The organism is Pseudanabaena sp. PCC 9330 (assembly GCF_055795045.1).
The window spans coordinates 1-22491 of sequence record NZ_JAYFES010000052.1; the positions used below are offsets into that span (position 1 = coordinate 1).

A 22491-nucleotide genomic window follows, 5' to 3' on the forward strand; every position below is an offset into this window, starting at 1 on the left:
GCCTATTCCTACCACCCCGATAAGCCCTCGTTAGGCATCCCTGACTATGAGCTTAAAGCCCTGCCACAAGCCGCTTTTTAGCTGTCGAACTCAGGTTGCTTAAAACAGCTTTTCCCCATCATTGCTTTAACCTCGCCTTGGTCATAGCCACCCCAGGAGGTGAAACGAGGAGAGGTGAAACGAGGCGCTCTAACGTTATGGTAGTAGAGAGGCTAGCCTTCCGCTGGCCCAGAGGCGAGGCAGATGCTGAGCAGATCTAATCGGGCATTGCCCAAGGGGTTTGCTGGGGTACCTTGATCTCCGAGGATGGAGTGGGCGGAGCACCTTTTTGTATGTGCCTAAAGCCCGGCAGCTTCGACCATAGCGGCCTAACACAACGACTATTGCCTCCATTGACGTTTTATTGCACCAGCACGAGGAACCTATGTTTCAGCGCGCGCTCATTTGTACCGACTTTACCGATGGCATGTACCGCTTGGCGCAGTTTGTGCCGAGCCTGGTCGCCGGAGGGTTTAAGTCTCTGGTGTTTTTTCACAATGTGTCGGTAGAAAGTGGGCGAGAAATACCCCGGGAAGATCCGGAACTGTTAGAACCCGCTCGGCAGCGGTTGCAGGCGCTCCTGCGGGAGGTGCCCAAGGATGTCGATGTGACTGTTGAGGTGCAGTTGGGCCGCCCCAGTGACAGCATTTTGCGCCTGGCCAAACAGCACCGGGCCGACGTTATTTTTTTGGGCACTCCCACCCGCACCCTGCTAGAAGAGAAGCTGTTTGGCAGCACGACGGCCAGCCTGGCAGAAAAGACCGGTGTACCTCTGATGATTTTGCGGCCTCAGCTGGTGTCAACCTACACCACAGCAGAGTTAGAGCTGCGCTGTGCCCATCTGTTTCGCTACCTGCTGGTGCCCTACGACGGCACTGAGGGAGGGAAAAATCTCATTCGCAAAATTCATCAGCAGGTCAAAGACAACCCCGACTCAGTGCTGGAGCGGGTGCGGCTGTTATGGGTGATTGACGATAACGTGCGTCGCGAACTCCACGGTGACCACCCCATTCAGCAGGCCGAACAGGAGCTAGACCAGCTACAGGCAGAGTTGGCAGCCCTCAATCTGGTGGTGAGCACCACCATCGTGGAGGGTGACCCCCTTGAAGAAATCATGAAAACTGCTGAAATTCACGATATTGGTGCGATCGCTACCTGTTCTCGGGGTATTGGCGGCGTTCTTAGCTGGTCAGCCCCGAGCCTAACCCGAGAAATCTTGCGCCGCAGCTGGCACCCGGTGCTGTTTTTTCCTCACTAAACTGTGTCCCAGACCAGAGATAGGTTTCTGCTATGGGAAAACGACCGATCGCAAGCTGGACTTGCTGGGTAGAGACCTAGCTAGTCTGACAGGCTCGCCCCAGTATCGACGTAAATTGATTCGAGCTTTTGTAGCACCTTGGGCTTGAGCTTGGTTTGCAGCTCATTGCGCAGCAGGTCACGGCTGGTGCCCGTAGCCCCGGTCGATGGACGAGTGCGCGCCGTGAGCACCCACTCTTGCAGCAGGCTGCGCTGGGGCGCAGAGACACTACAGCTGAGCACATGGGCACAGCGTTGGGGGTTCTCAAGGGCAAACAATAGGAGCTTGTAGGACCCGGTCTGGCCCAGCAGCCCTGCCATATCTTGGCCGAGGGAGGTTTTGAGGTCTAGGTAGCAGGGCAGCCAGCGGGCACCGTGAGTGCTGCTGTAGAGCACCGTCAACCACAGCATCATAGGATGGGGGGCCATAGTGCAGATAAAGGTGTTGTAGCGGGTGCTCACCAACCGCCGGTTGATCTCAGCGGCGGGCATCATGGCCCAGAGAGTAGCCAGCGGCCCTTGGCTAGTGGGCAGAGAGTGAGGGAAGACAATCTCTGCCACAGGCTTGGTCTGGGGCCACACCGTCAGCCGACAGACCTGATCTTTATCTTTTTGTACTTGCTCGGTGGGTGCCGGCTGGCGGGTGACGGGAACTCGGTTGAGGGTGGTGCCAATCCGCTGGCTGATGCGAAAGCCATTGACATATCGCACCTGCAGCGGCTCTAGGATCTGTAAGATTTCTTGGGTGCTCTGGGGGCGATCTTGGGGCAGCTTGGCCATGCAGCTCATGACCAAGTCTTCTAATAGCTTTGGAACTTTGATCGCGCTGGATACTTCACCGATGCGCTTGGGCTCCTGGGTTTGATGCGTTTTATACCAGCCGCCAAAGGTGTGGCTGCTAGCGCGCAGCGGCAGATGACCCGTGAGCATCTGAAACATCATCACCCCGAGGCTGTAGATGTCGGAGCGGCTGTCGAGTTCGTGACCTTCCATCTGCTCCGGAGAGGCGTAGGCCAAGGTGCCCATAAAACAGTTGGTCTGATCGCTGTCAACCTGCACCAGCTTGGCAATGCCAAAGTCGAGAATCTTGGCCAGCTCTCCTAGGGTAGGATCTTGCACGATCATGATGTTGCTGGGCTTAATGTCTCGGTGAATGATCGGCACGGGCTCAGGCTGGCTTTTGAGGATGATGCCCTCGTGGGCTGTCTGTAGCCCTAAGCAAATTTGACGGATCAACCCCAAAAATCTGGGCAGGGGCAAGGGCTGAAGATTGATCAGCTGGCTCAGGCTTTGCCCCTTGAGGTATTCCATGACGTAGAAGGGAACGCCTTCATCGCTGACCCCATAGTCGGTAACGCGCACTACATGGATGCTTTTTTGTCCCAGCTGAGCGCAGGTCATGGCCTCTTGCATGAAGCGATCGCGCATCTTTTCTCCGGGCATGGTCTGGGAGAGAAGTTTGACAGCCACTTTGACACTGCCCAGTAGCAAGTCTTCAGCTAGGTATACCCGCCCCATCGACCCTTCGCCGATGGGCTCGAGCAGCTCATAGCGGTTGACCAATTTGCAACCTAAGTTGGTGTCAGCCATAAAACGGTGATAAGCGGGAATGTATGGAGACGATAAGCAGACGCCTAGGGGCCAAGTCCTAGGAGATGCTGATGGGGTATTGCGCCATCTGGCCAGCTGGTAGGAGAAGTACCGACTGCAACAGCTAAGTAGCTGTCCGATGAGAATGGATAACTCTACAGGGATGAGAAACCTCTACTGGCCAAACCCCAATGGAGAAGAGCGGAGAAGTAGAAGGTTGTGGCGGTAGATCAGCAAAACACTGTCTAGCAAGAGCACCTAGGCCGTGAGGCCTCAAATCGATAGCGATAGGGTCAGGACTGACTCTGGTTGATAACCTTTAATATGCCCAGCTACCGCAGAAAGGTGTTGTTTCCACTGTAGTACATTCTGCAAGGGCAGCTATAGGCTGATGAATTAGAGTGCTTTAGACAACTTCAAGATATGTCAAGGGGGTTGAAGCGGCAGCAGCGATAGGGCCGAGATGTCAAGCGCTTAGAGACCTGATGGGGGAGTCTGAAGATGGAGAGTAGCCTCCATGGCGCTAGTCAAGTAGTGACCGGTCATGATACCGCTGGAGAGGTGGTAGCGCTCATTGTCAAGCCGATAGAGTGTTTCAAAACCGGTGCGGCGTTGGCGATCGCCCAAGGCCCAATACCGCTGAATGATCGAGTCAGGCGCCACCCAGCCCTCGCCCTCAACCCGACCCAGCAGGCTATGCTGCAGAACAAACGTGTACTGGCGATCGTCGCCAGTGAGCCGGCCTCGGTACTGGAGCGCCATTTCCGATGGCTCGGTGTCGGGTAGCATCAGCTTCATCACCATGGTGAACCAGTCATCGCGGCTCCAGGCGACTAAAATTTTCCCTTTCACGGGGGTGGGTAGGCGATCGCGCTCCAGCCAGTTGCCCTGAAGCGTCCACCGTCCGGGCTCAATCAAAAAGCTATGCACCAGTAGTCACTCCGTCGTCCATTGCCATTGTCCATGACGGCGTCATCGCCGATGCCCTTCATGACCTGGCCTGTTGCTGTTCTGTTTTTCAAGCATACGCCCTATTGCCCAGACTGGGGCATGGGGCCAGAGCACCCCTGGCAGAGTTTTTTGGCGACGGCCTTGGCTCTCGACCGCTGATGGCCTACGGGCATGTCAAAGGATGGCTGAGGTGGCCGAGCACCACCGGACCAGCGGCACCAGTTACCCCAGGCAGGTTGCCAGGAAAGTGCTGACTGTGCCAGTAGCCCAGTACGCCAAAGGCGATCGCCTCTTTGTAGCTGGCTGAGAGCCCTGCCGCGTCGGTGGCCCGCACGGGAATGTCGGACAGATGGGCCTGTAGTCTGGCCATCAGCACTGGGTTTTGGCTACCGCCACCGCCCACCAGCACCAGCTCAGGTAGGGCGGGCAGAAAGGCACGATAGGAATGGGCTACCGAGGCGGCGGTAAACTCAGTCAGAGTGGCAATCAAATCCATCGGCCCGAGCCCCTGGGTCTCTGCCTGCTGTCGGCAGCGATTGAAGAAGTCCCAGCCGAATAGCTCTCGCCCGGTAGACTTGGGCGGCGGTTGGTGAAAGTAGGGATGCTCTAGCCAGGCTTCGACCAGGGGCAGGCAGGGGGTACCCTGGGCAGCCCAGACACCGTCGCGATCGTAGGTGAGACGCCCCTCTGATAGGGTGGTCACTGCAATATCTAGCAGGGAGTTGGCTGGCCCCGTGTCCCACCCCAGCACCTTGGGGGGAGGGCTATCGCTCTGGCGATCCCAGGGGGGGAGGTAGGCGACATTGCCGATACCGCCCAGATTTTGCACACACCGCCGCTGGGTAGGGTGGCTGAGCAGGCACAGATCGACAATGGGCACCAGGGGAGCACCCTCGCCCCCGGCCTCGATATCGGCCTGGCGAAAATTACTCACGGTAGGCAACCCGACCTGCTGGGCAATGACGGCACCACGCCCCAGTTGCAGGGTGTAGCCCAGCCGCAGAGGCCCCTGGCTGGGTAGGGCGGGGCGACCCACCGGGCGATGAAACACCGTCTGCCCGTGGGAGGCAATCAGATCGGCGGGGCCAGCCTGGGCGATCAGCGTCTGGGCTGCCTCTGCAAAGACCTGAGCCACCTCGTCATCTACGGTGGCCAGCCGCTCTAGCGCAATCGGTTCACCAGCACAGAGGGCCAATAGCTGCCGTTGCAAATGCTCAGGGTAGGGCCAAGTGAGCCCGCCTAGGCAGTGGACGGCAATGTCGTAGCCCTGACCGGTAATTTCTACCAGGGCGGCGTCAATGCCATCTACAGAGGTGCCGCTGATCAGACCAAGCACGCGCATAGGCTATACCGGAAGACGCTCTAGACCTTTGTTGCTGCCAATCACGACCATCAGCCCGCCGGCCTTGAGCCGGGTGACAGGGCTGGGGTTGATCTCAAATTGATCGGGATGGTTGTCTTGGCTGATGGCCAGCAGAGTTAGCTCGTAGCGGTTGCGCAAGTCGAGATCGACAATAGTTTTTTGGTCGAAGGCCTCGGGCACAATGATCTCGGCAATGCTGTGGTTGGGGTCGATCTCAAAGCGATCGAGAATGCCGGGGGAGGTGAGAGAACGGGCCAGTTCACAGCCCATCTCGTGCTCAGGAAATACCACATGGTCGGCCCCAACGCGATCGAGCAGCTTGCCGTGAATCTCAGAGGAGGCCTTGGCTACTACGTTCTTCACCCCAGCTTCTTTGAGGTTGAGGGTGGTGATGATGCTCTCTTCGACATAGTTGCCGATCGCCACAATCACCGTGTCAAAGTCGGTAATGCCCGCCTCTCTCAGGGCCGAGGGCTGGGTGGTGTCGAGCTGGAGGGCATGGGCGGCGATCTGATCGCTGAGGGCCTGGCTGACTCGGCGCTCGTCGGTGTCGGCAGCCAGCACCTCGTAGCCCAGATTGTGGAGAGTGCCGGACACGGCTCGGCCAAAGCGCCCCATACCAATGACGGCAAACTGGCGATTGGGCGATCGCATTTTGCGCAAAAACGTCAGCGATGACAGATTCACAACCGGGTTTTCCTGCTGAAAAAATTATCTCGGCCAAGCTTGCCCAATAGTATCACTCTGTATCGATATCCCCGTCAGTCTTGGTAGGCCAGCCAACACCGGGGTTTCAAACAATAGCTATCGGCAAGAATTCTTTTTTGCTAGGCTAGCCTAATGGTTTTGGTCCAGAGGTTAGATAGGTAGGGACGTGAATATACAACTTGGTCGTGGTAAGACTGTTCGCCGAGCCTACGGCATCGACGAAATTGCCCTGGTGCCGGGGCCTCGTACTCTGGATCCCAGCTTGGCTGACACCCGCTGGCAGATCGGCGGCATTGAGCGCGAGATTCCCATCATTGCCAGCGCCATGGACGGCGTGGTTGATGTGGGTATGGCCATTCGTCTGTCAGAACTGGGCGCGCTGGGAGTGCTCAATCTGGAGGGCATTCAAACCCGCTACGACGACCCTAACCCCATTCTCGACAAAATTGCCTCGGTGGGTAAAGACGAGTTTGTGGGGCTGATGCAGACCCTCTACGCCGAACCAATCAAGCCTGAGTTGATCACCCAGCGCATTCAAGAGATCAAAGCGGGCGGTGGCATCGCGGCGGTGAGTCTGACCCCCGCCGGAGCGGCCCGCTTTGGGGCCACCGTCGCCGCAGCCGGGGCCGACCTGGTGTTTGTGCAGGCTACGGTGGTCTCTACGGCCCACCTCTCCCCCGCAGAGATCTCTCCCCTCGACCTGGCGACGTTCTGCGCCGAGATGCCGATGCCGGTGCTGCTGGGCAACTGCGTCACCTACGAAGTAGCGCTAAACCTGATGAAGGCTGGAGCGGCTGGCGTGCTGGTGGGCATTGGCCCTGGTGCGGCCTGTACCTCTCGGGGGGTGTTGGGCATTGGCATTCCCCAGGCGACGGCGGTGGCCGACTGCGCTGCCGCCCGCGACGACTACTTCGCTGAAACCGGGCGCTACGTGGCGATCATCGCCGACGGTGGCCTGGTGACCGGTGGTGATATTTGCAAGTGCATCGCCTGCGGGGCCGATGGCGTCATGATCGGTTCACCCTTTGCTCGCGCCGCCGAAGCGCCCGGTCGGGGCTTTCACTGGGGCATGGCCACCCCCAGCCCGGTACTGCCTCGGGGCACCCGCATTAGCGTGGGCACCACCGGCACCCTAGAGCAGATTTTGCGCGGCCCGGCGGGGCTCGACGACGGCACTCACAACTTCTTAGGGGCACTGCAAACCAGCATGGGTACCCTGGGGGCCAAAGACCTAAAGGAAATGCAGCAGGTGGAGGTGGTGATTGCACCGTCGCTGCTGACTGAAGGCAAGGTCTACCAGAAGGCCCAGCAACTCGGCATGGGCAAATAGTCGGTCTCATACCTAAAAGCCGCCGCCATCTGTAGATGGCGGCGGCTTTTGATTGTTGCATCGAACCGCTAGATTTTGTCTGGCCTGGGTTTAGCGAACCCTACTGTCCCGAAAGCCTAGCTGGGGCGTCGGCATCTTTTCTCTAGCCTACTATGATGGGGTCTCAACGTTCTGCGCTCCGGTGTGACTGCCCCTATGCCAAAGCAGGTTGACTTGGACTCGACAACAATTTTGACCCGGTTGCAAGAAGGCAACGTGCGCTTCGTGCGGGTGGTGTGGTGCGACAACGGCAACGTGATTCGCGGTAAGGCCATCCACATTGACGCCCTGGCCCGACAGTTGGCGGCGGGTGCCTGCGGGGTGGGGCTGTCGGCAGCCCAGCAGGCGATTCCGGTGGTGGCCGATGCGGTGGCCCCAGATAGCGGGCTGGGGCCAGTGGGGGAGGTGTGGCTGGTGCCTGACTGGGAAACGTTGCAGCTACTGCCCTATGCCCCTGGGCAGGCGCGGGTCATGGGGGCAATGGTGAAGGAAAGTCAGCCCTGGCCCTGGTGTTCGCGGCAGTTTCTCAAGCGCATGATAGAGCGAGCAGCCGAGCAGGGACTCGTCATGAAAGCGGCGTTTGAGCCTGAGTTTTATCTGCTACAGCGGGGTGAGAATGGCATTCTGCCCGCTGACACCATGCCCTTTGCCACTACTCTATCAATGGATATGCACCAGGGGGTCATTGGGGCGATCGCCGATGCCCTGACCGCCCAGGGGCTTGCCGTAGAGCAGTACTATCCTGAATCTGGCCCCGGTCAGCAGGAAATTTCGGTGCGCTACACCGATGCCCTGGCCGCTGCAGACCAGCACATTGCCTATCGGGAGACGGTAAAGGCGATCGCCCACCAGCACGGGCTCATTGCCTCCTTTGTGCCAAAAATCTTTGAGGCCCAGGCAGGCAGCGGCTGTCACCTGCATGTGAGCCTGTGGCAGGGCGATCGCAACCTGATCCCCGATGGCTCAGGCGGCCTGTCCGAAGTGGCTCGGTCTTTTATGGCTGGGCTGCTGCACCACTTGCCAGCGCTGATGGCCATCACGACCCCTAGCCCCAACTCCTATCGTCGCCTGCGCCCCCACAGCTGGAGCGGGGCCTACGTCGCCTGGGGCATGGATAACCGCGAGGCAGCGCTGCGGGTGCCGAGCAACCTGGCGACCCCCAGCCCCACCCATTTGGAACTCAAGACGGTGGATGGGGCGGCGAACCCGTATTTGGCCCTGGGGATGGCGATCGCCGCTGGCCTCGACGGCATTGCCCAGGGCTACCCGCTGCCTGAGCCCGTGCAGTGCGATCCAGGCACGTTGTCGGAACAGGAACGGGGCGATCGCGCTATTGCCCTACTGCCCCAGTCGCTGGCAGAAGCGCTCAGCGCTCTAGAGCAGGATGCCGTGCTGCTGGAGGCCCTAGGCACACCGCTGGCAAAAACTCACCTAGCTGTACGCCGGGCTGAGCTAACGGCTATGGCAGGCATGGCGCTAGCCGACGAAGTGGCTTTGCTGTTAGATCGGTATTAGACCCAGGGGTATCACCGCATTATTGCCGCAGTAACGCTGGTTAAGCAGACAATCTAGCCCTGCCTAATCTTCGATCGTTAACTCATAGATATTCCAGAGCGATCCGCCGAGAGCTGTGTATTTGACCCCCTGTACCCGGTTGCGCACGGCAGTGAGCGACAGGTTGTTGATCAAGTAGGTGAAGGGCAAGTATTCCTGGGTGAGCTGCTGGGTCTCTTTGTACAGCTCAAAGCGCTCGTCAAAGTCAATCACCTGGGCGGCCTGCACGTAGAGGTCGGCGATGCGGCGCTCCCAGTCGGCAGCCTGCCAGCCCTCCAGGGGGTCTTGGCCGGGGCCAGCGTTTTGGTTAAAGGCATGGAGCGCACCATCGAGCAGCCACACGTTAGCCCCACCGTTGGGCTCGATCCCGCCGGTAAGACCCAGCACCATTGCTTCCCAATCTAGGCTGTCGGTGAGGCGATCGACCAGGGCGTTGAAGGCCAGGGGCTGGAAGTCCACCTGAATGCCCAGCTTCTCGAGGTCGCTTTTGATCTGCGAACCAATGGACTCGCGGATTTTGTTGCCGGAGTTGGTGATTAGGGTAAAGCGTACGCGATTGCCGTCGGCATCTTGCAGCTGGCCCGCCGCATTGTACTGAAAGCCGTCGCTCAGCAATAGCTCGCGCGCCTGCTCAAGGTCGTAGTCGTAGGTGCGAATGCCCATCTCCGGCGGGGCAAAGAAGGGGCTGGGCACCGACATGGGCGAGGTCTGCGGTTCGCCTAAGCCCTGGAAAATGTTGTTGACCATGGTCTCGCGATCGATACCGTAGGAGACCGCCTGACGAAAGGCCACGCTGTTGAACCAGGCCGCCTTAATCGGATCCACCAGGGGTTTGCCGTTGCGGCTGGCCCGGTTGAGATTAAAAGCAAAGAAATTGGTGCCCAGGCCGGGGCCACCGTTGAAGATGGTAAAGTCGCCCCGCTCTTCTTCGCGCTTGAGCAGGGAGAAAAAGTCGGGCTGCACCCCCACCGAGTCGAGCCCACCCGATCGAAACTGAAAGAAAGCTGTATCGGTCGAGCTGACAATTTGCCAGACCATTTGCTCGATGTAGGGCTGGGGCTCGCCCGCGTCGCCGCGTCGCCAGTAGTAGGGGTTGCGCTCAAAGATCACTCGCTCGCCGGGGATGTATTGGGCCAGCTGGTAGGGGCCATTGCCGACAATCTGGCGCGGCGGTGTATCGGTGCCCCAGGTCGAGAGAAACAGCGGGTTGCCCTGGTTGTCGCGACCCTCCACCGTCGGCCTGAGAATGTGGGCTGGAATGATTTCTAGGGAGGTGTTTTGGAGCATGGGAGCAAAGGGCTCGGGCAGGGTAAAGCGCACCCGGCGATCGTCTACCTGGGTTACCTGGGGAAACAAACCTGCGGTGCCAATGCGAAACCCATCGCGACTGTTGGTGGGAATGTCGGGGTTAAACAGTACGTCGTAGGTAAACACCACATCGTCGACGGTGAGCGGTTCGCCGTCAGACCAGCGCAGCCCCTCCCGCAGGGTAAACGTGAGAATTTTGCCCTCGTCTTCGATCTCCCAGCTTTCGGCTAGGGCAGGCACTGTTTCACCGGTAATGCCGTCGGTGGTGGTCAGCCCCTCAAAGGTAAAGCTAAAAATATTGGGCGACTCTTGGCTCAGCACCGGGTTAAAGGTTTTGGGGTCGCTCAGTGCGCTAGTGACCAGCCGGGGCACGTCGGCGCTGGCCTGGGCAAAGCGGCTGGGGTTGCAGCCAGTGCTGAGAACGCCTACAACCAAGGCCAAGAGAAGGGCGATCGCCCGTTGGCCTGCCCTGCTCCAAAGATGGGTGATTGCCGCTGTCGTCGTCATGGGTTTACCCTCCTACCCGCCAAGCCAATGCCTCAAACACTATAGCGATTTACCCCAAAGGATTTATATAAGCAATTCACTTCAGTATGATCAGTGTGGTCATGGCTCAGTCCAACCTTGTCGCAGGAGTTTGGGGTTTAGGGCACCCTATAGACACACCCCCAAGAGCATCAAGAGAGCACCTATGGCTGATCGCTACTATCTGTATGGCATTTTTCCGGCCCCTGGCCCCGCTGAATTGCCCCTCAGCGGCCTTGACGATCAGCCAGTGCAGGCCCAGCAGTTGGGCAACTTTACCTTTCTCTATTCCATTGCCTGTCAGAAGCGCTACCTGTCGAGCCGCAAAAACCTGCTAGGCCATGAAAAGGTACTCGAAGCCGCCATGGAACAAGGGCATCGCACCCTGTTGCCGCTTCAGTTTGGCCTGATTGTCGAAAGCTGGGATCAGGTGCAAACAGACCTGGTTGACCCCCACACCGACGATTTGAACGAGCTGTTTAAGCGCCTCGACGGCTGCCGCGAGGTGAGCATTAAAATTCAGTGGGAGCCCTCTACCGAGTTAGAGATGATGATGGCTGAGAATGCCGAACTGCGGGCTCAGCGCGACCAGCTCGAAGGCACCCAGCTGGGTATGGATCAGGTAATCTTCATTGGTCAGCAGATTGAGGCGGCGCTGGAGGCGCGGCAGCAGAGCATTGTCGATCACTTTCGCCAAGCACTTACCCCCCTGGCCAAGGACGTGCTAGAAAACCCGCCCCAGACCGATGTGATGATCTACAATGCCGCCTACCTGATTCCGTGGGAGCATGAGGCAAAGTTTAGCCAGACCGTAGAGGCGATCGATGAGACCTTTGGCGATCGCCTGCGAATTCGCTACAACAACTTCACCGCCCCCTACAACTTTGCCCAGCTCAAGTAAGCGATACCTACCATGCTGCTAAAACTTCTCTTTGCCCCGGTGCTCGGCCCGATTGAGGGGGTGAGCTGGGTCGCCAACAAACTTCTAGAGCAGGCTGACCTGTCAACCAATGACTTAGAAGGTCTCCAAAAGCAGCTCCTAGCCCTTCAGCTCTCCTTTGATATGGGCGAGCTGTCTGAAGCTGATTTTGAAGCCCAGGAAGAGGAGATTTTGCTCGCCATTCAGGAGATTGAAGACGCTGAGGAGGCTGAAGAAGAGGACTAGCGCCGCGCCGCCTAAAGGACGAAGGACGATGTCTTCATCCTTCAGTTAGTGCAGGCTCAAGGTTGAGCCCACCAAATCACTGCCTCTCTCGCCCCAATCTCATACTAAAATCCTCCTTGGCTACCCCCGAACCGTAGGGGCAAACGGTTGGTTGCCCCTACGGTTCGGCCTTTTGGGAGTCGGGGTTATGGGACTCGGATCTGGTATCAGTGGCCTGAGGCCGCTCACTCTCAGGCTGGCGTCGGGCAATGTCGCTGCGGGTGCGCGGCAACAGACCCAAAAACCAGAACACTCTTTACTGCACCACTTGCCGCATGTAGTTGCCCCACACCGCCGCCGCCTGACCGCTGCTGCCTCGGGTGGGGCTGTTGTCGTCGTTGCCCAGCCACACGCCCGTCGTCAGATCGCGCCCCGGCACAAAGCCCACAAACCAGAGATCGCGGTTGTCGTCGGTGGTGCCGGTTTTGCCCGCTTCGCCCAGGCCCAAAAAGGCGCTGCGGCCGGTGCCGCCCTGCACCACACCTTGCAGCAGCCCAGTTAACGTGCTGGCGATGCTAGCGTCGATCGCCTGTCGGTCAGCATCCCCGGCCTGGCCAAACTCGTAGATCACCCGGCAGGTATTGATATCGGTGGGGCTGGTGCAGTCGCTGCTGTCGAGCACCCGCAAAATGCCGTGGGGGCGGTTCCAGGTGCCGTTGTTGCCCACGGCGGCAAACGCTCCGGTCAGCTCTAGGGGGGTGACAACGCTCTCGCCCAGGGTCAGACCAGGGGAGGCCACCAACTCTGACTCAATGCCCAGCCGCTGGGCCACGTTAATCACATTGCCCAGCCCGGCCTCTCTGGCGATGCGCAGGGCCACCACATTTTCAGAGCGGGCCATGCCAGCGTACATGTCGAGGGGGGCTGAGCCAGAGCGGCAGCCCGCAAACCGCTGGCCGTTCCAGTTCATCGGTTCGCAGGAGAAGGCCTGGCTGGGGGGAATGCCCTCTTCCAGCGCCGCCCCGTAGGCAAACAGCTTGAAGGTCGAGCCGGGCTGGCGCAAGGCCTGGGAGGCTCGATTGAACTGGCTGGCAGCAAAGTCTACGCCGCCCACCAGGGCGCGAATGGCTCCGGTGCCCGTGTCGAGGGTAACTACAGCCCCCTGGGAGTAGGCCAGGGCGGCCCCCTGGGTAGCGACATCTTGGCTGAGGGCAGACTCGGCAGCCGCTTGCAGGTCGAGATCGACACTGGTCTGCACGTAGAAGTTGCCCTCCCGCGCCAGGGAGGTGCCCAGTACCTGATCTAGCTCCTCAAACACGTAGCTGTAGAAATAGGGAGCGCGGGTGCTCTGGAGCTGTCGGGTAGCATCGGGGCTGATCTCAATGCGCGATCGCCGCGCCCGCCGCGCCTCCTCCTGGGTGACCATGCCCAGAGCCACCATGCGATCGAGCACGCGATCGCGGTAAAACACCGCCGCATCGTAGTTTTGCACCGGGTTGAAGGCGTTGGGGCCGGGCAAAATACCCACCAGGGTGGCCGACTCCGACAGGGTCAGATCGCGGGCGGGCTTGGCAAAGTAAAACTGGGCCGCATCTTCAAAGCCGTAGAGGCTCTCGCCCAGATAGACCCGGTTGAGGTAGGTGAGCAGCAGCTGGTTTTTGCTGTAGAAGGTCTCCAGCTTGAGGGCGGTAATCGCCTCGCGAATCTTGCGCCCGGCGGAGTCGTCGGTGCCCGTGTACTCGCGGTAGACGCTGCGGGCCAGCTGCTGGGTGATGGTGCTGCCCCCCTGGCGAATGGTGCCCCCTCGCAGGTTGACAAAGGTGGCGCGGGCAATGCCGAGGGGGTCTACCCCCAGGTGCCAGTAGTAGCGGGTATCTTCGGAGGCGATCAGCGCATTGGGCAGGTAGGGCGAAAAGTCGCCCATGCGGCGCAGCTCTTGGTGGGTCTGGCGGCGCTGCTCCCGCAGGGGCACGGTGGCGCCATTTTCTTCGCCGTAGACCACCACCGGCCCCTGCACCGAGTCGGGCAGGGGCCGCATAGGAATTTTGGGCCACTCGACGCCGACAATCCAAGCACCCACCGCCAGGGATAGCCCGGTGAAACCGTAGAGGGTGTAGCGGGCAGTTTTGACGTACCAGGGGGGCGGCTCGCTAAAGCGTAGGGTGACGGCGTCGGCCAGCTCGGCGGGGCCGAGGGTGTAGATGTCGCCGTGGTTCATCACCGCCTGGGCGAGGCGCTTTTTGCCCCGATAGATACCGTTGGTGGAGTTGCGATCCTTCATGACGAAGGGCTGGCCGGGGCGGTGGGGGTCGCGGGTGAGGGTGGCGTGCACCTGGCTGACAATCGGGCTGGGGGCGATAATGTCGCACTGGGAGGTGCTGCGGCCCATGATGTAGTGCTCACCCAGCAGCGGATAGGTGGTGGGCTGGCCGTTGACGGTGACCTCTAGCTCGGCGGCGCGAGCGCCAGGCTTGACCGCCAGCTTGCCAAAGTCAACCTTGGCCTGCACGGCCTGAAAGGCCTGGGTAACAGTTTTGAGCAGGGTGCGGGGCGGGGCGGGGTTTGGGGGCGTCATGGCAAGTGGCAGTAGGCCCAACCGATAACAAAGGTTAGAAAGTTTATACCGAAATCTGGAGGGTTGCGACCGGCAAAGCTCTAGGTCTCAACTCAGATCAGGTTTCACTACAGCCTATTGTACTGATAAGCTCTGCAATCGCCCGGATCGATAGACCACTTTTGACAATGGCAGCTGGCCCATGGCGAATGATCTACCGCTGAAACCATTGTTGGATCAGCTCGGGCGATCGCCACAGTAGATACCCAGCCAGGCCAAAGGTGCCGGTAATCAGCCCCGTGGCCATGTAGCCCAAAATCATCATCACCCCATCGGCTTCGAGGGTGGCCACCACAAAGATTAAAATGCCAACCGTAGGGATGGGGTTGGTCATGGGAATCGGGGCCATGAGCAGCAGCGTCAGCCAGCTAATGCAGACCCCGTTGATGTGCCAGACCGAAGCACTGTTGGCTAAGCCAGGCAGCCGAGGCCGCACAAACCGCTCGGTCACTCGCGTCACCCGGCTGAGGTTGCTGAGCACGGTTCTGGCCAGCATCGAGGGAAACTGATACCGCGCCACGCGGCTGGGCAGCCAGGGCGATCGCCGCCCCACCGCCATCTGCACCGACAGCAGCAAGCTGGCCGCCCCAAAAATGGCGCCAGCCCCCGGCGGCACCGGAAACAAAAACGGCAGCACCAACAGACCAATTACCAGGCAAAAACCCCGCTCGGCGGTCTCACTCAGCACATGGGCCAGGGTCAGCGGCTGCTCGGCTAGGTGCTCTAGCAGGGCTTTAATCTCCTGGGAAAACCGAGGTCGGGGAGAGTCAGCATCCATAGTAGTGAGGGAACGAATGGAGATTAGAGAGCGCTGATAGAGCAGTGGGGCATTGACAACTTAGGCTTGACGCGGCACTGAAGGTGGGTAGACCGCTCAGCGCGTCGGCGATGGGCAGGGCTGAGCGGCCCGTCGACGGGTCATCACCAGGGGCACCCCGCCGCTAGGGGCCAGCGTAAAGCCGCGCCGCTGAAGTTTGACCGGGCGTTGGTCGGCCAGGGCCAGCCGATACCGCAACAGCACCGTGGCCAGCACCAGCTTCATTTCGAGCTGGGCCAGGGCGTAGCCAAGACAGCGCCGACTGCCACCGCCAAAGGGAAAATATTCCCCCGGCGAGTATTGGCGGGCCAGAAACCGCTCAGGCCGAAACTCATGGGGGTTGGGGTAGAGATCTTCGCGGTAGTGCACCAGGTAGATGGTGGGCATAAACACGGTTTCGGCGTCGAACCACTGGCCTGCCACCTGCACAGGCGCTTTGGCAATGCGGGGAAAAATTACCGGCAGCACCGGGTACATCCGCAGGGTCTCTTGGCAGACGGCGTTGAGGTAGGGCAGCTGGCTCAGCGCCGTCGGGTTCGCATCATCCCCCAGGCTGTCTAGCTCTGCGATCAGCGTTTCATAGACCTGGGGATGCCGATGGATCTGGTAGAGCGCCCAGGCCAGGGTAGTGGAGGTGGTCTCATGACCGGCAAAGAGAATGGTGAGCAGCTCGTCGCGCAGTTCATCGTCGGCCAGGGGTTGGCCAGCTTCATCGCGGGCGGCCATCATCAGGCTCAAGACATCGGTGGGGGCCTGGCCTAGTGCCTGCCCTAGTGCATGCTCTGAGGCACGGCGATCGCTAATTTCGGCCTGGAGCAGGGCGTGCACCTGGCTCTGGCGCTGTTTCATGCGCCCCCAGGGCGACCAGGGGCCGAGGTCTTGCTGCAACAATTTGAAGAATAGCAGGCTCGATCGCAGGGGCGAGTCGGTCATGTCGAGCCAGGCGGTGAGCAGCGGTTTGATCTGGTCGTAGCGATCGCCCTCTCGCAGCCCAAAGACAATCTGCAAAATCATCTCCAGACTGATCTGCTGCATGGCGGCACGGGCCACAAAGGGCTGGCCTGCCTGCCACTGGTTGGCCACCTGCTGGGTGATAGCGACAATCTGCTGGGCGTAGGTCTGCAACCGCTCACCGTGGAAGGGGGGCATCAGCAGCTTGCGCTCGCGGCGATGGCGATCGCCATCCATCAACATCAGCGAGTTGCGGCCAATCAGCGGTTCGGCAATGCCGTTGCCCCGCCCCACGTCAAACTTGGCGTCTTGACTAAAGATGTCTTGCACCGCCTGGGGGTTGCCTACTACCACAATGGCCCCCAGCCCTGTCAGGTGCATGGTAAACATGTCGCCGTAGGCGCGGCTGTAGCGATCTTGAAACGCCAGCGGGTCGGCTACCCACTGAATGATCTGCCACCAGGGGGGGCTTGGAATGGGGTTGGGTAATAGATTGGCCATGGCGATAGAGTGTAGCGATAGAGGTGCAGCGATCGCTCTGATGTGCCTCCCCACTCTAGCGGCTCTATTGTTCTATGGCTAAACTCTGGCCCTATGCCACCCCTGGTATTCCTGATCACCTGTTTGAGCAGCTGCCCGGCATCCCCCTCAGCAGTCGAGAGGTGCGGCTGCTGCTGCTGGGCTACCTGCGGCTCAAACCTAAAGATGTGCTGTGGGATATTGGCGCAGGCACCGGCACCCTGGCGATCGAGGCGGCGCTGATGATTCCGGCGGGCAAGGTGGTGGCGGTCGAGCGCGACGAAGATGTGGCAGAGCTGGTACGGCGAAATTGCGATCGCTTTGGCCTCACCAATGTAGAAGTAATCCAGGGCAGCGCCCCCGACTGCCTGGGCCAGCTGCCCCACCACCCCGACTGCATCTTTGTCGAGGGCGGGCGCAACCTCAAAGAGATTTTGCTCGCCGCGTGGGACTATCTCCCCTCCCTCGGGCGCGTTGTGGTGACGGCGGGCAATCTCGAAACCCTCTACAGAGTGTCAGAAACCTTTGCCCAGCTGCGGGTGCGCAACATTGAGGCAGCTCAGCCCGCCGTCAATCGCCTAGAGACCAAGGGCAATCACCAGGTGTTTACGGCGGTAGACCCAGTCTTTATTCTCAGCGGCGAGAAGTATGAGTAGCCCTGGGGCTGCGGTCGGCTCTGGCTCTCTGGCGCTCAACCCTCGCACCCGGTCAAGGTCGCGCTCAATGGTGGCTATAGTAATATCTGGACATTCCAGCGCCCGCCCGCCAGCCCACGCAGCCCTTCTAAGGCAACACTAGGCCAATGCAGAATTCAGGTTTCTTTCGCAGTGCCCAACGGTGGTTTTTTCGCACTCCCGATCGCGCCCTCAACCAGGCCTACGAAGCCGCCCAGATGATCGTGGCGATCGAGCGTGAGTACTTTGGCGGCAACCCGATCGCAGCCCGCTATGGCAGCTATGGCGACAGCGCCATGGAGTACTTTCAGGCCGAGCTAAAAAAATACCTGAGTTTGATCAAAGTGCGTATGGCCGAGTTTCGCGCCAGTCGCTCTGTGGTGCGGGTCAGCGAGGGGCGCATGATGGAAGTGCAGGTGCCCAACGCTGACGGCGACGATCTGGCGGTGAATGTGATCGACCAGCAGGCGCTCTTCTTTCGCAAGCTGCGGCTAATCGACGAGGTGCAAACCCGCTACGCCACCCTCGATGCCACCCCGGAGCGGGTGATCACCCTGGCCCCAGGGGCCAACGGAAGTCTAGAGTCGGCACCATCGGCCCAGGTGCTGCGGGCCAGGGCCGACCAGGCCCGCGACGGCCAGATGGCCGCGCGAAAAAATGGATCAGTAGCCCAGGAGGAAGACAGCACGCGATCGGCGGGACTCTCCGACCGGGTTAACGTGTTGCCGCGATCCATTCTGCGGACGGTCGATCGCATTCGCCAAGACCTCGACCCCAATGCCGAGCAGGAGGTGATCAAAGAGTTTCGCTCCTCTAAGGGCAGAACCACCGCCGCGATTCGATTTGTGCTGCTGCTGGTGATTGTGCCACTGCTGACCCAGCAGTTTACCAAAGCGTTTTTAGTCGGGCCGATAGTCGATCGGGCACGAGCCGGAGCCGAAGAGCAGGCCGATGTCTTTCTCAACCTAGAGATGGAAGAAGAAGCCCTCCACGAGCTGCAACAATTTGAAGAGCGGCTGCGCTTTGAGGTGCTAATTGGCAAAGCTCCGGCCCTCTCAGAGATCAACATTGAGCAGCAGGTGCGATCGCGAGCCGGCGAAATTGAAGAAGAATATCGCGATCGCAGCGCCAGCGCCGTCAAAAATGTCTTTGCTGACATTTTGGCCGTGGCCGCCTTCGTGGTCTTGCTGGTCACCCGCAAGTCAGACGTTGCCAACCTCAAAGCCTTTATGGATGAGATTGTCTACGGTCTCAGCGACAGCGCCAAAGCGTTTATCATTATTCTCTTTACCGATGTTTTTGTGGGGTTTCACTCCCCCCACGGTTGGGAAATTGTGCTGGAGGGGCTATCGCGGCACCTGGGTTTTGCCGCCAACCGCGACTTTATTTTTCTGTTTATTGCTACCTTCCCGGTCATTCTCGACACTATCTTTAAGTACTGGATCTTCCGGTACCTAAACCGCATCTCGCCCTCTGCGGTAGCAACCTACAAAGATATGAATGAGTAAAGGATAAGGTCTAAACATCCATGTTCGACATTCAGGCGGTGTAGCCATGGGTGCAAATCCTCAGTTCATCCCAATGTCTCCCCAAGAGTATCTGGAGTGGGAATCTGAGCAAGATACAAAATACGCCTACGTTAACGGCGAAATCTTTGCCATGACTGGGGGGACTATCCCTCACAACATGGTTGCAGGCAATCTATTTGCCCTGCTCAAAGATCACTTGCGAGGTAAGGGCTGTCGCACCTTTATCGCCGATGTCAAAGTACAAGTTTCGACCAATGGCCCCTATCACTACCCTGATGTGATGGTCAGTTGCGACCCCCGTGACCAAAACGCGATTAAACTAATCCGCTATCCTTGCCTCATTGTGGAAGTGCTATCGCCTAGCACCGCTGCCTACGACCGAGGCGACAAATTTACCCACTATCGCCAAATGTCTACCCTGCAAGAGTATGTTTTGCTCAGTGCCGATGGGGTGAGTTGCGATCGCTATCGTCGCCTTTCTGCCCGCCATTAGGATCTGCAAACCTACATCGCTGGCGAAACCCTCGACCTCACTAGCGTCGATTGGGAAGTACCTCTAGACCAACTCTATGAAGACGTGCAGCTTGCTTCGGAGGATGGCGCACTCTAGAGGCTCCCCGATGAACGCTGCCATCCCCAGAGTGAGAGACAAGAGGGCTTACCTTAAAATAAGGTACCAACCTGAGGCGGCTTTTAGAAAATAGTTTCTTTCATGGTGGACGGCTAAAGCATTGCGGACCTACAAGGGGGATGCGATCGCGCCCCTAGCATTTCCTGATTGTGAGATGGTAGTGGGGGAGTTTTTGGGATCGGGCCGACAGCCATCGGTCAGAGACCTAGGATAGGTACTGAGGCAGTTTGTAACTTTGGAGCGGGGTATGCTGAAGGCACTACAACAAACGGTTCGGGTAGGTGCTGGCGGCAAAATTGAGCTAGTTGCACCAGAATGCCCCGAAGGATCTGACGTTCAAGTTATTGTGCTGTTGACACCGCAAAGCCAAACGGTAGAACTGGAGCGACATCCACTATCGGGCGTGGATGGTGGGCCAAAACCTGATGCGATCGCAAAGATTCAGGCTATGGTTCGCAGATACGTCCCGGAAGGTAAGTCTTTAGTGGATGAGCTGATTGCCGATCGTCGGGCTGAGGCCGAACGTGAGTGATTTCGTTTTAGATGCTTCAGCACTATTGGCGCTGGTCAATCAAGAGCCGGGGCAAGATATGGTGGCGGAGTTGCTGTCTCGGTCGTTGGTAAGCGCGGTAAATGCTAGCGAGTTGGTGGCAAAGCTAACCGACCAGGGGATGCCTGAAGATGAGGTTCAGGGTGTTTTGGCGGCTTTAGATTTAACAGTGATTGCGTTTGATGAGGAGCAGGGGCTGGTCGCGGGCTACCTGCGGCCAGTGACTAAGCATTTGGGTTTATCGCTAGGCGATCGAGCCTGTTTATCTTTAGGATTACAAACTCAGCATCCGGTGGTAACCGCAGATAAAGCCTGGGCTAGACTTGAACTCGGTATTGAGATTCGGGTTATTCGATGATCTAGCATTGCTCACCGTACAGGCTGTGTGAGAGGTGCGATCGCACCTCTGGCGTTTCCTGATTGCGAGGTTGCGGTGGGGGAGTTTTTGCGATCCGCAGTTAAGCTAATGCCTAAGAATAGGACCTCTAAAAACACCCTGTGCCTAGAATGGATGGCTCTACTTTAAGTCAGAGAAGTATGATTGACAGAAGGCAACCCTCAAATCAAGAGTCCAGGCATGTCAAGCCACGCAATCACCGTCTTTTTCTCCTACTCTCACAAAGATGAGGCTCTGCGGGATGAGCTAGCAAACCATCTGGAAATTTTGAAATGGAACGGTGATATTAGCGCATGGCACGATCGTCAAATTCTGCCTGGGGATGAATGGGACCGCGAAATTAAAGACAACTTGAACTCAGCTCAAGTTATTTTACTGCTGATCAGCTCAGACTTTATTGCCTCTCGTTACTGCCGCGATGTTGAAATTACTCGGGCTATAGAACGCCATGAAGCCGGGGAAGCTTGCGTTATTCCAGTGATTTTGCGGAAGTGCATGTGGTCGTTTGCCCCCTTTGGTAAGCTGCAAGCCTTACCCAAAAATGCTGTCCCGGTTACTGATTCTGCGATCTGGTCTACCAAAGACGATGCCTTTACCAATATTGCCGAAGGCATTAGAAAAGCGGCTAACGATATCCGGCAACAGTTAGTTGCCGCAAGGCAAGCCAAAGTTGAGCAGTATGAAACCACGTATCTTCAAGCCATTCAGCAAGCATATCCCTTGAATGAAGAGGCGCAAAGCAAGCTTAACCATTTGCAAGTAGCGCTGGGCCTCTCCGAAACCGATATTGCCCCAATTGTGACTCGGTTAGCGGCCCAATATGGCGAAGCGCGACAAAAGCTAGAGCAGTATCGCCACGAGGTACGCCTCTGCCTGCAAGAAGATGGGGGTGAAATTTCTCCCTTTAGCCGCAGTATCTTAGATGGGTTTAGCGCCACCTTTGAGCTTACCCCCGAGGAAGCTAAGGCCGTTGAGCAGGAAGAATTAGCACCTTATCGAGCCAGGGTAGAGGCGGTTGAGCAATACTCTAAAGTCTTTACTGATGCACTAGCTCATGAAAATCCACCCACTGAAGCGATGCGTCAACGGATGCAGCGATTTCAAAGCATATTAGGGCTAAGCGATGACGATATTCAAGCGATTGAGGCTCCTCTACTACAAGCCGCTGCAAACCAAAAACTAGAGCAAAAGCAAGCAGACCAGGCCAATAACCTTCAGCGTTACGAGCAAGAGTTTGTCAAGGCAGTTGAGACTCGGTATCCCCTCAGTCAGCGGGTGCTCGAGTTATTGCAGACATTACAACAGCACCTAGTGCTTAGTGACGCAGATATTGCTCCCATAGAGGAACCTATTCGGGAAGCAGCAGAGGCTATATATCAGCAACAGTTGAGGACTCAAGAAGAAGAAGCCGAAAAAGGGCGCAGCAATGTTGAGGATGACTTCATCAAATCAGAAGAAGGAATCGACGACCTCAAACCGTTGCCACCAAAAGTCAGCCGTAAAGAGTTGCATGACTGTAACCCTGCAAAGATCCTTTTTCTCAAAAATGTCCGAGACCCTAATGGGGGCTGGGCTTACAACATTACCCGCATTCGAGATATGGGCGGCTTAGTTGAGAATCGTGTATTTGAGCTATTTTGGTTGAAAACTAGCAAAGGAGCAAAGACAGCATCCAAAGGTGAACTGATGCTATTGAACCAACATGCAAAAATCACCCATGTTGTTGAAATACTCGATAATGATGTTAGGGAAAATGAAGCAGGCTTTTTTCGCTGGGTACGGGTAGTCTGGATGCCCGAAGCAGGGAAAGAATGGTCTCAGCTTCCTCACCAAAGAGACATTATCGGTTTTGAGCCACCTACGATCCTGGTTGACTGACAAAAGTTGGCTGAAAGCTGCTAAAAAGCTTGTGGTACGGTAGTTTCAGGGATTGGAGGAAGAAGTGGGGAGCCAGCGTTCTAA

The 22491-nt window shown here is 58.1% G+C and carries 19 protein-coding genes; 11 read left to right on the forward strand and 8 right to left on the reverse strand.

The genetic code is table 11. The features are described 5' to 3' along the window. Nucleotides 1–424 precede the first annotated feature (424 nt). Nucleotides 425–1297: a universal stress protein gene (locus AC0QKW_RS02100; protein ID WP_473149399.1), complete on the forward strand. Its 873-nt coding sequence runs from the start codon at nt 425–427 to the stop codon at nt 1295–1297. 80 nt (nt 1298–1377) lie between these two features. Here the strand turns inward: AC0QKW_RS02100 and AC0QKW_RS02105 are convergent, their stop codons facing one another. The 4 genes from AC0QKW_RS02105 to AC0QKW_RS02120 all read right to left on the reverse strand — a co-directional run bounded on the left by AC0QKW_RS02105 (nt 1378) and on the right by AC0QKW_RS02120 (nt 5926). Further along, on the reverse strand, nt 1378–2925 hold the full coding sequence (locus AC0QKW_RS02105; RefSeq protein WP_473149400.1) for a serine/threonine protein kinase: 1548 nt from the start codon (nt 2923–2925) through the stop codon (nt 1378–1380). A 474-nt stretch (nt 2926–3399) separates the two neighbouring features. Further along, the gene (locus AC0QKW_RS02110) at nt 3400–3858 is read right to left on the reverse strand and encodes a hypothetical protein (protein ID WP_473149417.1); all 459 of its coding nucleotides are present in this window, start codon (nt 3856–3858) and stop codon (nt 3400–3402) included. Nucleotides 3859–4039: 181 nt separating this feature from the next. Then, on the reverse strand, nt 4040–5218 hold the full coding sequence (locus tag AC0QKW_RS02115; RefSeq protein ID WP_473149401.1) for an anhydro-N-acetylmuramic acid kinase: 1179 nt from the start codon (nt 5216–5218) through the stop codon (nt 4040–4042). A 3-nt stretch (nt 5219–5221) separates the two neighbouring features. Further along, entirely contained in the window at nt 5222–5926 is a 705-nt protein-coding gene (locus tag AC0QKW_RS02120; RefSeq protein ID WP_473149402.1) for a potassium channel family protein, read from the reverse strand. A 187-nt stretch (nt 5927–6113) separates the two neighbouring features. Between AC0QKW_RS02120 and AC0QKW_RS02125 the strand changes: the two genes are divergently transcribed. Together AC0QKW_RS02125 and AC0QKW_RS02130 are read left to right on the forward strand one after the other, a co-directional pair. After that, a complete protein-coding gene (locus AC0QKW_RS02125) occupies nt 6114–7277 on the forward strand; it encodes a GuaB3 family IMP dehydrogenase-related protein (protein ID WP_473149403.1) in 1164 nt (387 codons plus the stop codon). 195 nt (nt 7278–7472) lie between these two features. After that, nucleotides 7473–8831 (forward strand): glutamine synthetase family protein, encoded by a 1359-nt coding sequence (locus AC0QKW_RS02130; RefSeq protein WP_473149404.1) that lies wholly within the window; start codon nt 7473–7475, stop codon nt 8829–8831. Between the two features lie 63 nt (nt 8832–8894). On the opposite strand, the gene AC0QKW_RS02135 is transcribed toward AC0QKW_RS02130, so the two are convergent. Next, the gene (locus tag AC0QKW_RS02135) at nt 8895–10685 is read right to left on the reverse strand and encodes an ABC transporter substrate-binding protein (RefSeq protein ID WP_473149405.1); all 1791 of its coding nucleotides are present in this window, start codon (nt 10683–10685) and stop codon (nt 8895–8897) included. Nucleotides 10686–10869: 184 nt separating this feature from the next. Here AC0QKW_RS02135 and gvpF point away from each other — a divergent pair, with 184 nt between their 5' ends. Together gvpF and AC0QKW_RS02145 are read left to right on the forward strand one after the other, a co-directional pair. Beyond that, entirely contained in the window at nt 10870–11604 is a 735-nt protein-coding gene (gene gvpF, locus AC0QKW_RS02140) for a gas vesicle protein GvpF (protein ID WP_473149406.1), read from the forward strand. Nucleotides 11605–11616: 12 nt separating this feature from the next. After that, on the forward strand, nt 11617–11868 hold the full coding sequence (locus AC0QKW_RS02145; protein WP_473149407.1) for a gas vesicle protein GvpG: 252 nt from the start codon (nt 11617–11619) through the stop codon (nt 11866–11868). Nucleotides 11869–12163: 295 nt separating this feature from the next. Here the strand turns inward: AC0QKW_RS02145 and AC0QKW_RS02150 are convergent, their stop codons facing one another. The 3 genes from AC0QKW_RS02150 to AC0QKW_RS02160 all read right to left on the reverse strand — a co-directional run bounded on the left by AC0QKW_RS02150 (nt 12164) and on the right by AC0QKW_RS02160 (nt 16730). Then, on the reverse strand, nt 12164–14422 hold the full coding sequence (locus AC0QKW_RS02150) for a transglycosylase domain-containing protein (protein WP_473149408.1): 2259 nt from the start codon (nt 14420–14422) through the stop codon (nt 12164–12166). 193 nt (nt 14423–14615) lie between these two features. Beyond that, complete coding sequence (locus AC0QKW_RS02155; RefSeq protein ID WP_473149409.1) at nt 14616–15239, reverse strand: exopolysaccharide biosynthesis protein; 624 nt, start codon at nt 15237–15239, stop codon at nt 14616–14618. A 96-nt stretch (nt 15240–15335) separates the two neighbouring features. Further along, on the reverse strand, nt 15336–16730 hold the full coding sequence (locus AC0QKW_RS02160; RefSeq protein ID WP_473149410.1) for a cytochrome P450: 1395 nt from the start codon (nt 16728–16730) through the stop codon (nt 15336–15338). 74 nt (nt 16731–16804) lie between these two features. Here AC0QKW_RS02160 and cbiT point away from each other — a divergent pair, with 74 nt between their 5' ends. The 6 genes from cbiT (at nt 16805) to AC0QKW_RS02190 (ending at nt 22407) form a co-directional block, all read left to right on the forward strand. After that, nucleotides 16805–17404: a precorrin-6Y C5,15-methyltransferase subunit CbiT gene (cbiT, locus tag AC0QKW_RS02165; RefSeq protein WP_473149411.1), complete on the forward strand. Its 600-nt coding sequence runs from the start codon at nt 16805–16807 to the stop codon at nt 17402–17404. A 146-nt stretch (nt 17405–17550) separates the two neighbouring features. Next, nucleotides 17551–18930, forward strand: coding sequence for a proton extrusion protein PcxA (locus AC0QKW_RS02170; protein WP_473149412.1), 1380 nt, complete (start codon nt 17551–17553; stop codon nt 18928–18930). Nucleotides 18931–18976: 46 nt separating this feature from the next. Further along, complete coding sequence (locus AC0QKW_RS02175; protein ID WP_473149413.1) at nt 18977–19444, forward strand: Uma2 family endonuclease; 468 nt, start codon at nt 18977–18979, stop codon at nt 19442–19444. A gap of 385 nt (nt 19445–19829) precedes the next feature. Next, nucleotides 19830–20114 (forward strand): hypothetical protein, encoded by a 285-nt coding sequence (locus AC0QKW_RS02180; RefSeq protein WP_473149414.1) that lies wholly within the window; start codon nt 19830–19832, stop codon nt 20112–20114. After that, nucleotides 20107–20490, forward strand: a complete 384-nt coding sequence (locus AC0QKW_RS02185) for a type II toxin-antitoxin system VapC family toxin (protein ID WP_473149415.1) — start codon at nt 20107–20109, stop codon at nt 20488–20490. The genes AC0QKW_RS02180 and AC0QKW_RS02185 overlap by 8 nt, the downstream gene beginning before the upstream one ends. Before the next feature lie 219 nt (nt 20491–20709). Continuing rightward, a complete protein-coding gene (locus AC0QKW_RS02190; RefSeq protein WP_473149416.1) occupies nt 20710–22407 on the forward strand; it encodes a toll/interleukin-1 receptor domain-containing protein in 1698 nt (565 codons plus the stop codon). Nucleotides 22408–22491: the final 84 nt, after the last annotated feature.

Bases quoted from the DNA above. Each gene is read 5' to 3' on its own strand.
- gvpF (WP_473149406.1), top strand. From the start codon at position 10,870: ATGGCTGATCGCTACTATCTGTATGGCATTTTTCCGGCCCCTGGCCCC.
- AC0QKW_RS02135 (WP_473149405.1), bottom strand. From the start codon at position 10,685: ATGACGACGACAGCGGCAATCACCCATCTTTGGAGCAGGGCAGGCCAA.
- AC0QKW_RS02115 (WP_473149401.1), bottom strand. From the start codon at position 5,218: ATGCGCGTGCTTGGTCTGATCAGCGGCACCTCTGTAGATGGCATTGAC.
- AC0QKW_RS02150 (WP_473149408.1), bottom strand. From the start codon at position 14,422: ATGACGCCCCCAAACCCCGCCCCGCCCCGCACCCTGCTCAAAACTGTT.
- AC0QKW_RS02190 (WP_473149416.1), top strand. From the start codon at position 20,710: ATGTCAAGCCACGCAATCACCGTCTTTTTCTCCTACTCTCACAAAGAT.
- AC0QKW_RS02105 (WP_473149400.1), bottom strand. From the start codon at position 2,925: ATGGCTGACACCAACTTAGGTTGCAAATTGGTCAACCGCTATGAGCTG.
- AC0QKW_RS02130 (WP_473149404.1), top strand. From the start codon at position 7,473: ATGCCAAAGCAGGTTGACTTGGACTCGACAACAATTTTGACCCGGTTG.
- AC0QKW_RS02145 (WP_473149407.1), top strand. From the start codon at position 11,617: ATGCTGCTAAAACTTCTCTTTGCCCCGGTGCTCGGCCCGATTGAGGGG.
- AC0QKW_RS02160 (WP_473149410.1), bottom strand. From the start codon at position 16,730: ATGGCCAATCTATTACCCAACCCCATTCCAAGCCCCCCCTGGTGGCAG.
- AC0QKW_RS02180 (WP_473149414.1), top strand. From the start codon at position 19,830: ATGCTGAAGGCACTACAACAAACGGTTCGGGTAGGTGCTGGCGGCAAA.
- cbiT (WP_473149411.1), top strand. From the start codon at position 16,805: ATGGCTAAACTCTGGCCCTATGCCACCCCTGGTATTCCTGATCACCTG.
- AC0QKW_RS02170 (WP_473149412.1), top strand. From the start codon at position 17,551: ATGCAGAATTCAGGTTTCTTTCGCAGTGCCCAACGGTGGTTTTTTCGC.
- AC0QKW_RS02155 (WP_473149409.1), bottom strand. From the start codon at position 15,239: ATGGATGCTGACTCTCCCCGACCTCGGTTTTCCCAGGAGATTAAAGCC.
- AC0QKW_RS02175 (WP_473149413.1), top strand. From the start codon at position 18,977: ATGGGTGCAAATCCTCAGTTCATCCCAATGTCTCCCCAAGAGTATCTG.
- AC0QKW_RS02100 (WP_473149399.1), top strand. From the start codon at position 425: ATGTTTCAGCGCGCGCTCATTTGTACCGACTTTACCGATGGCATGTAC.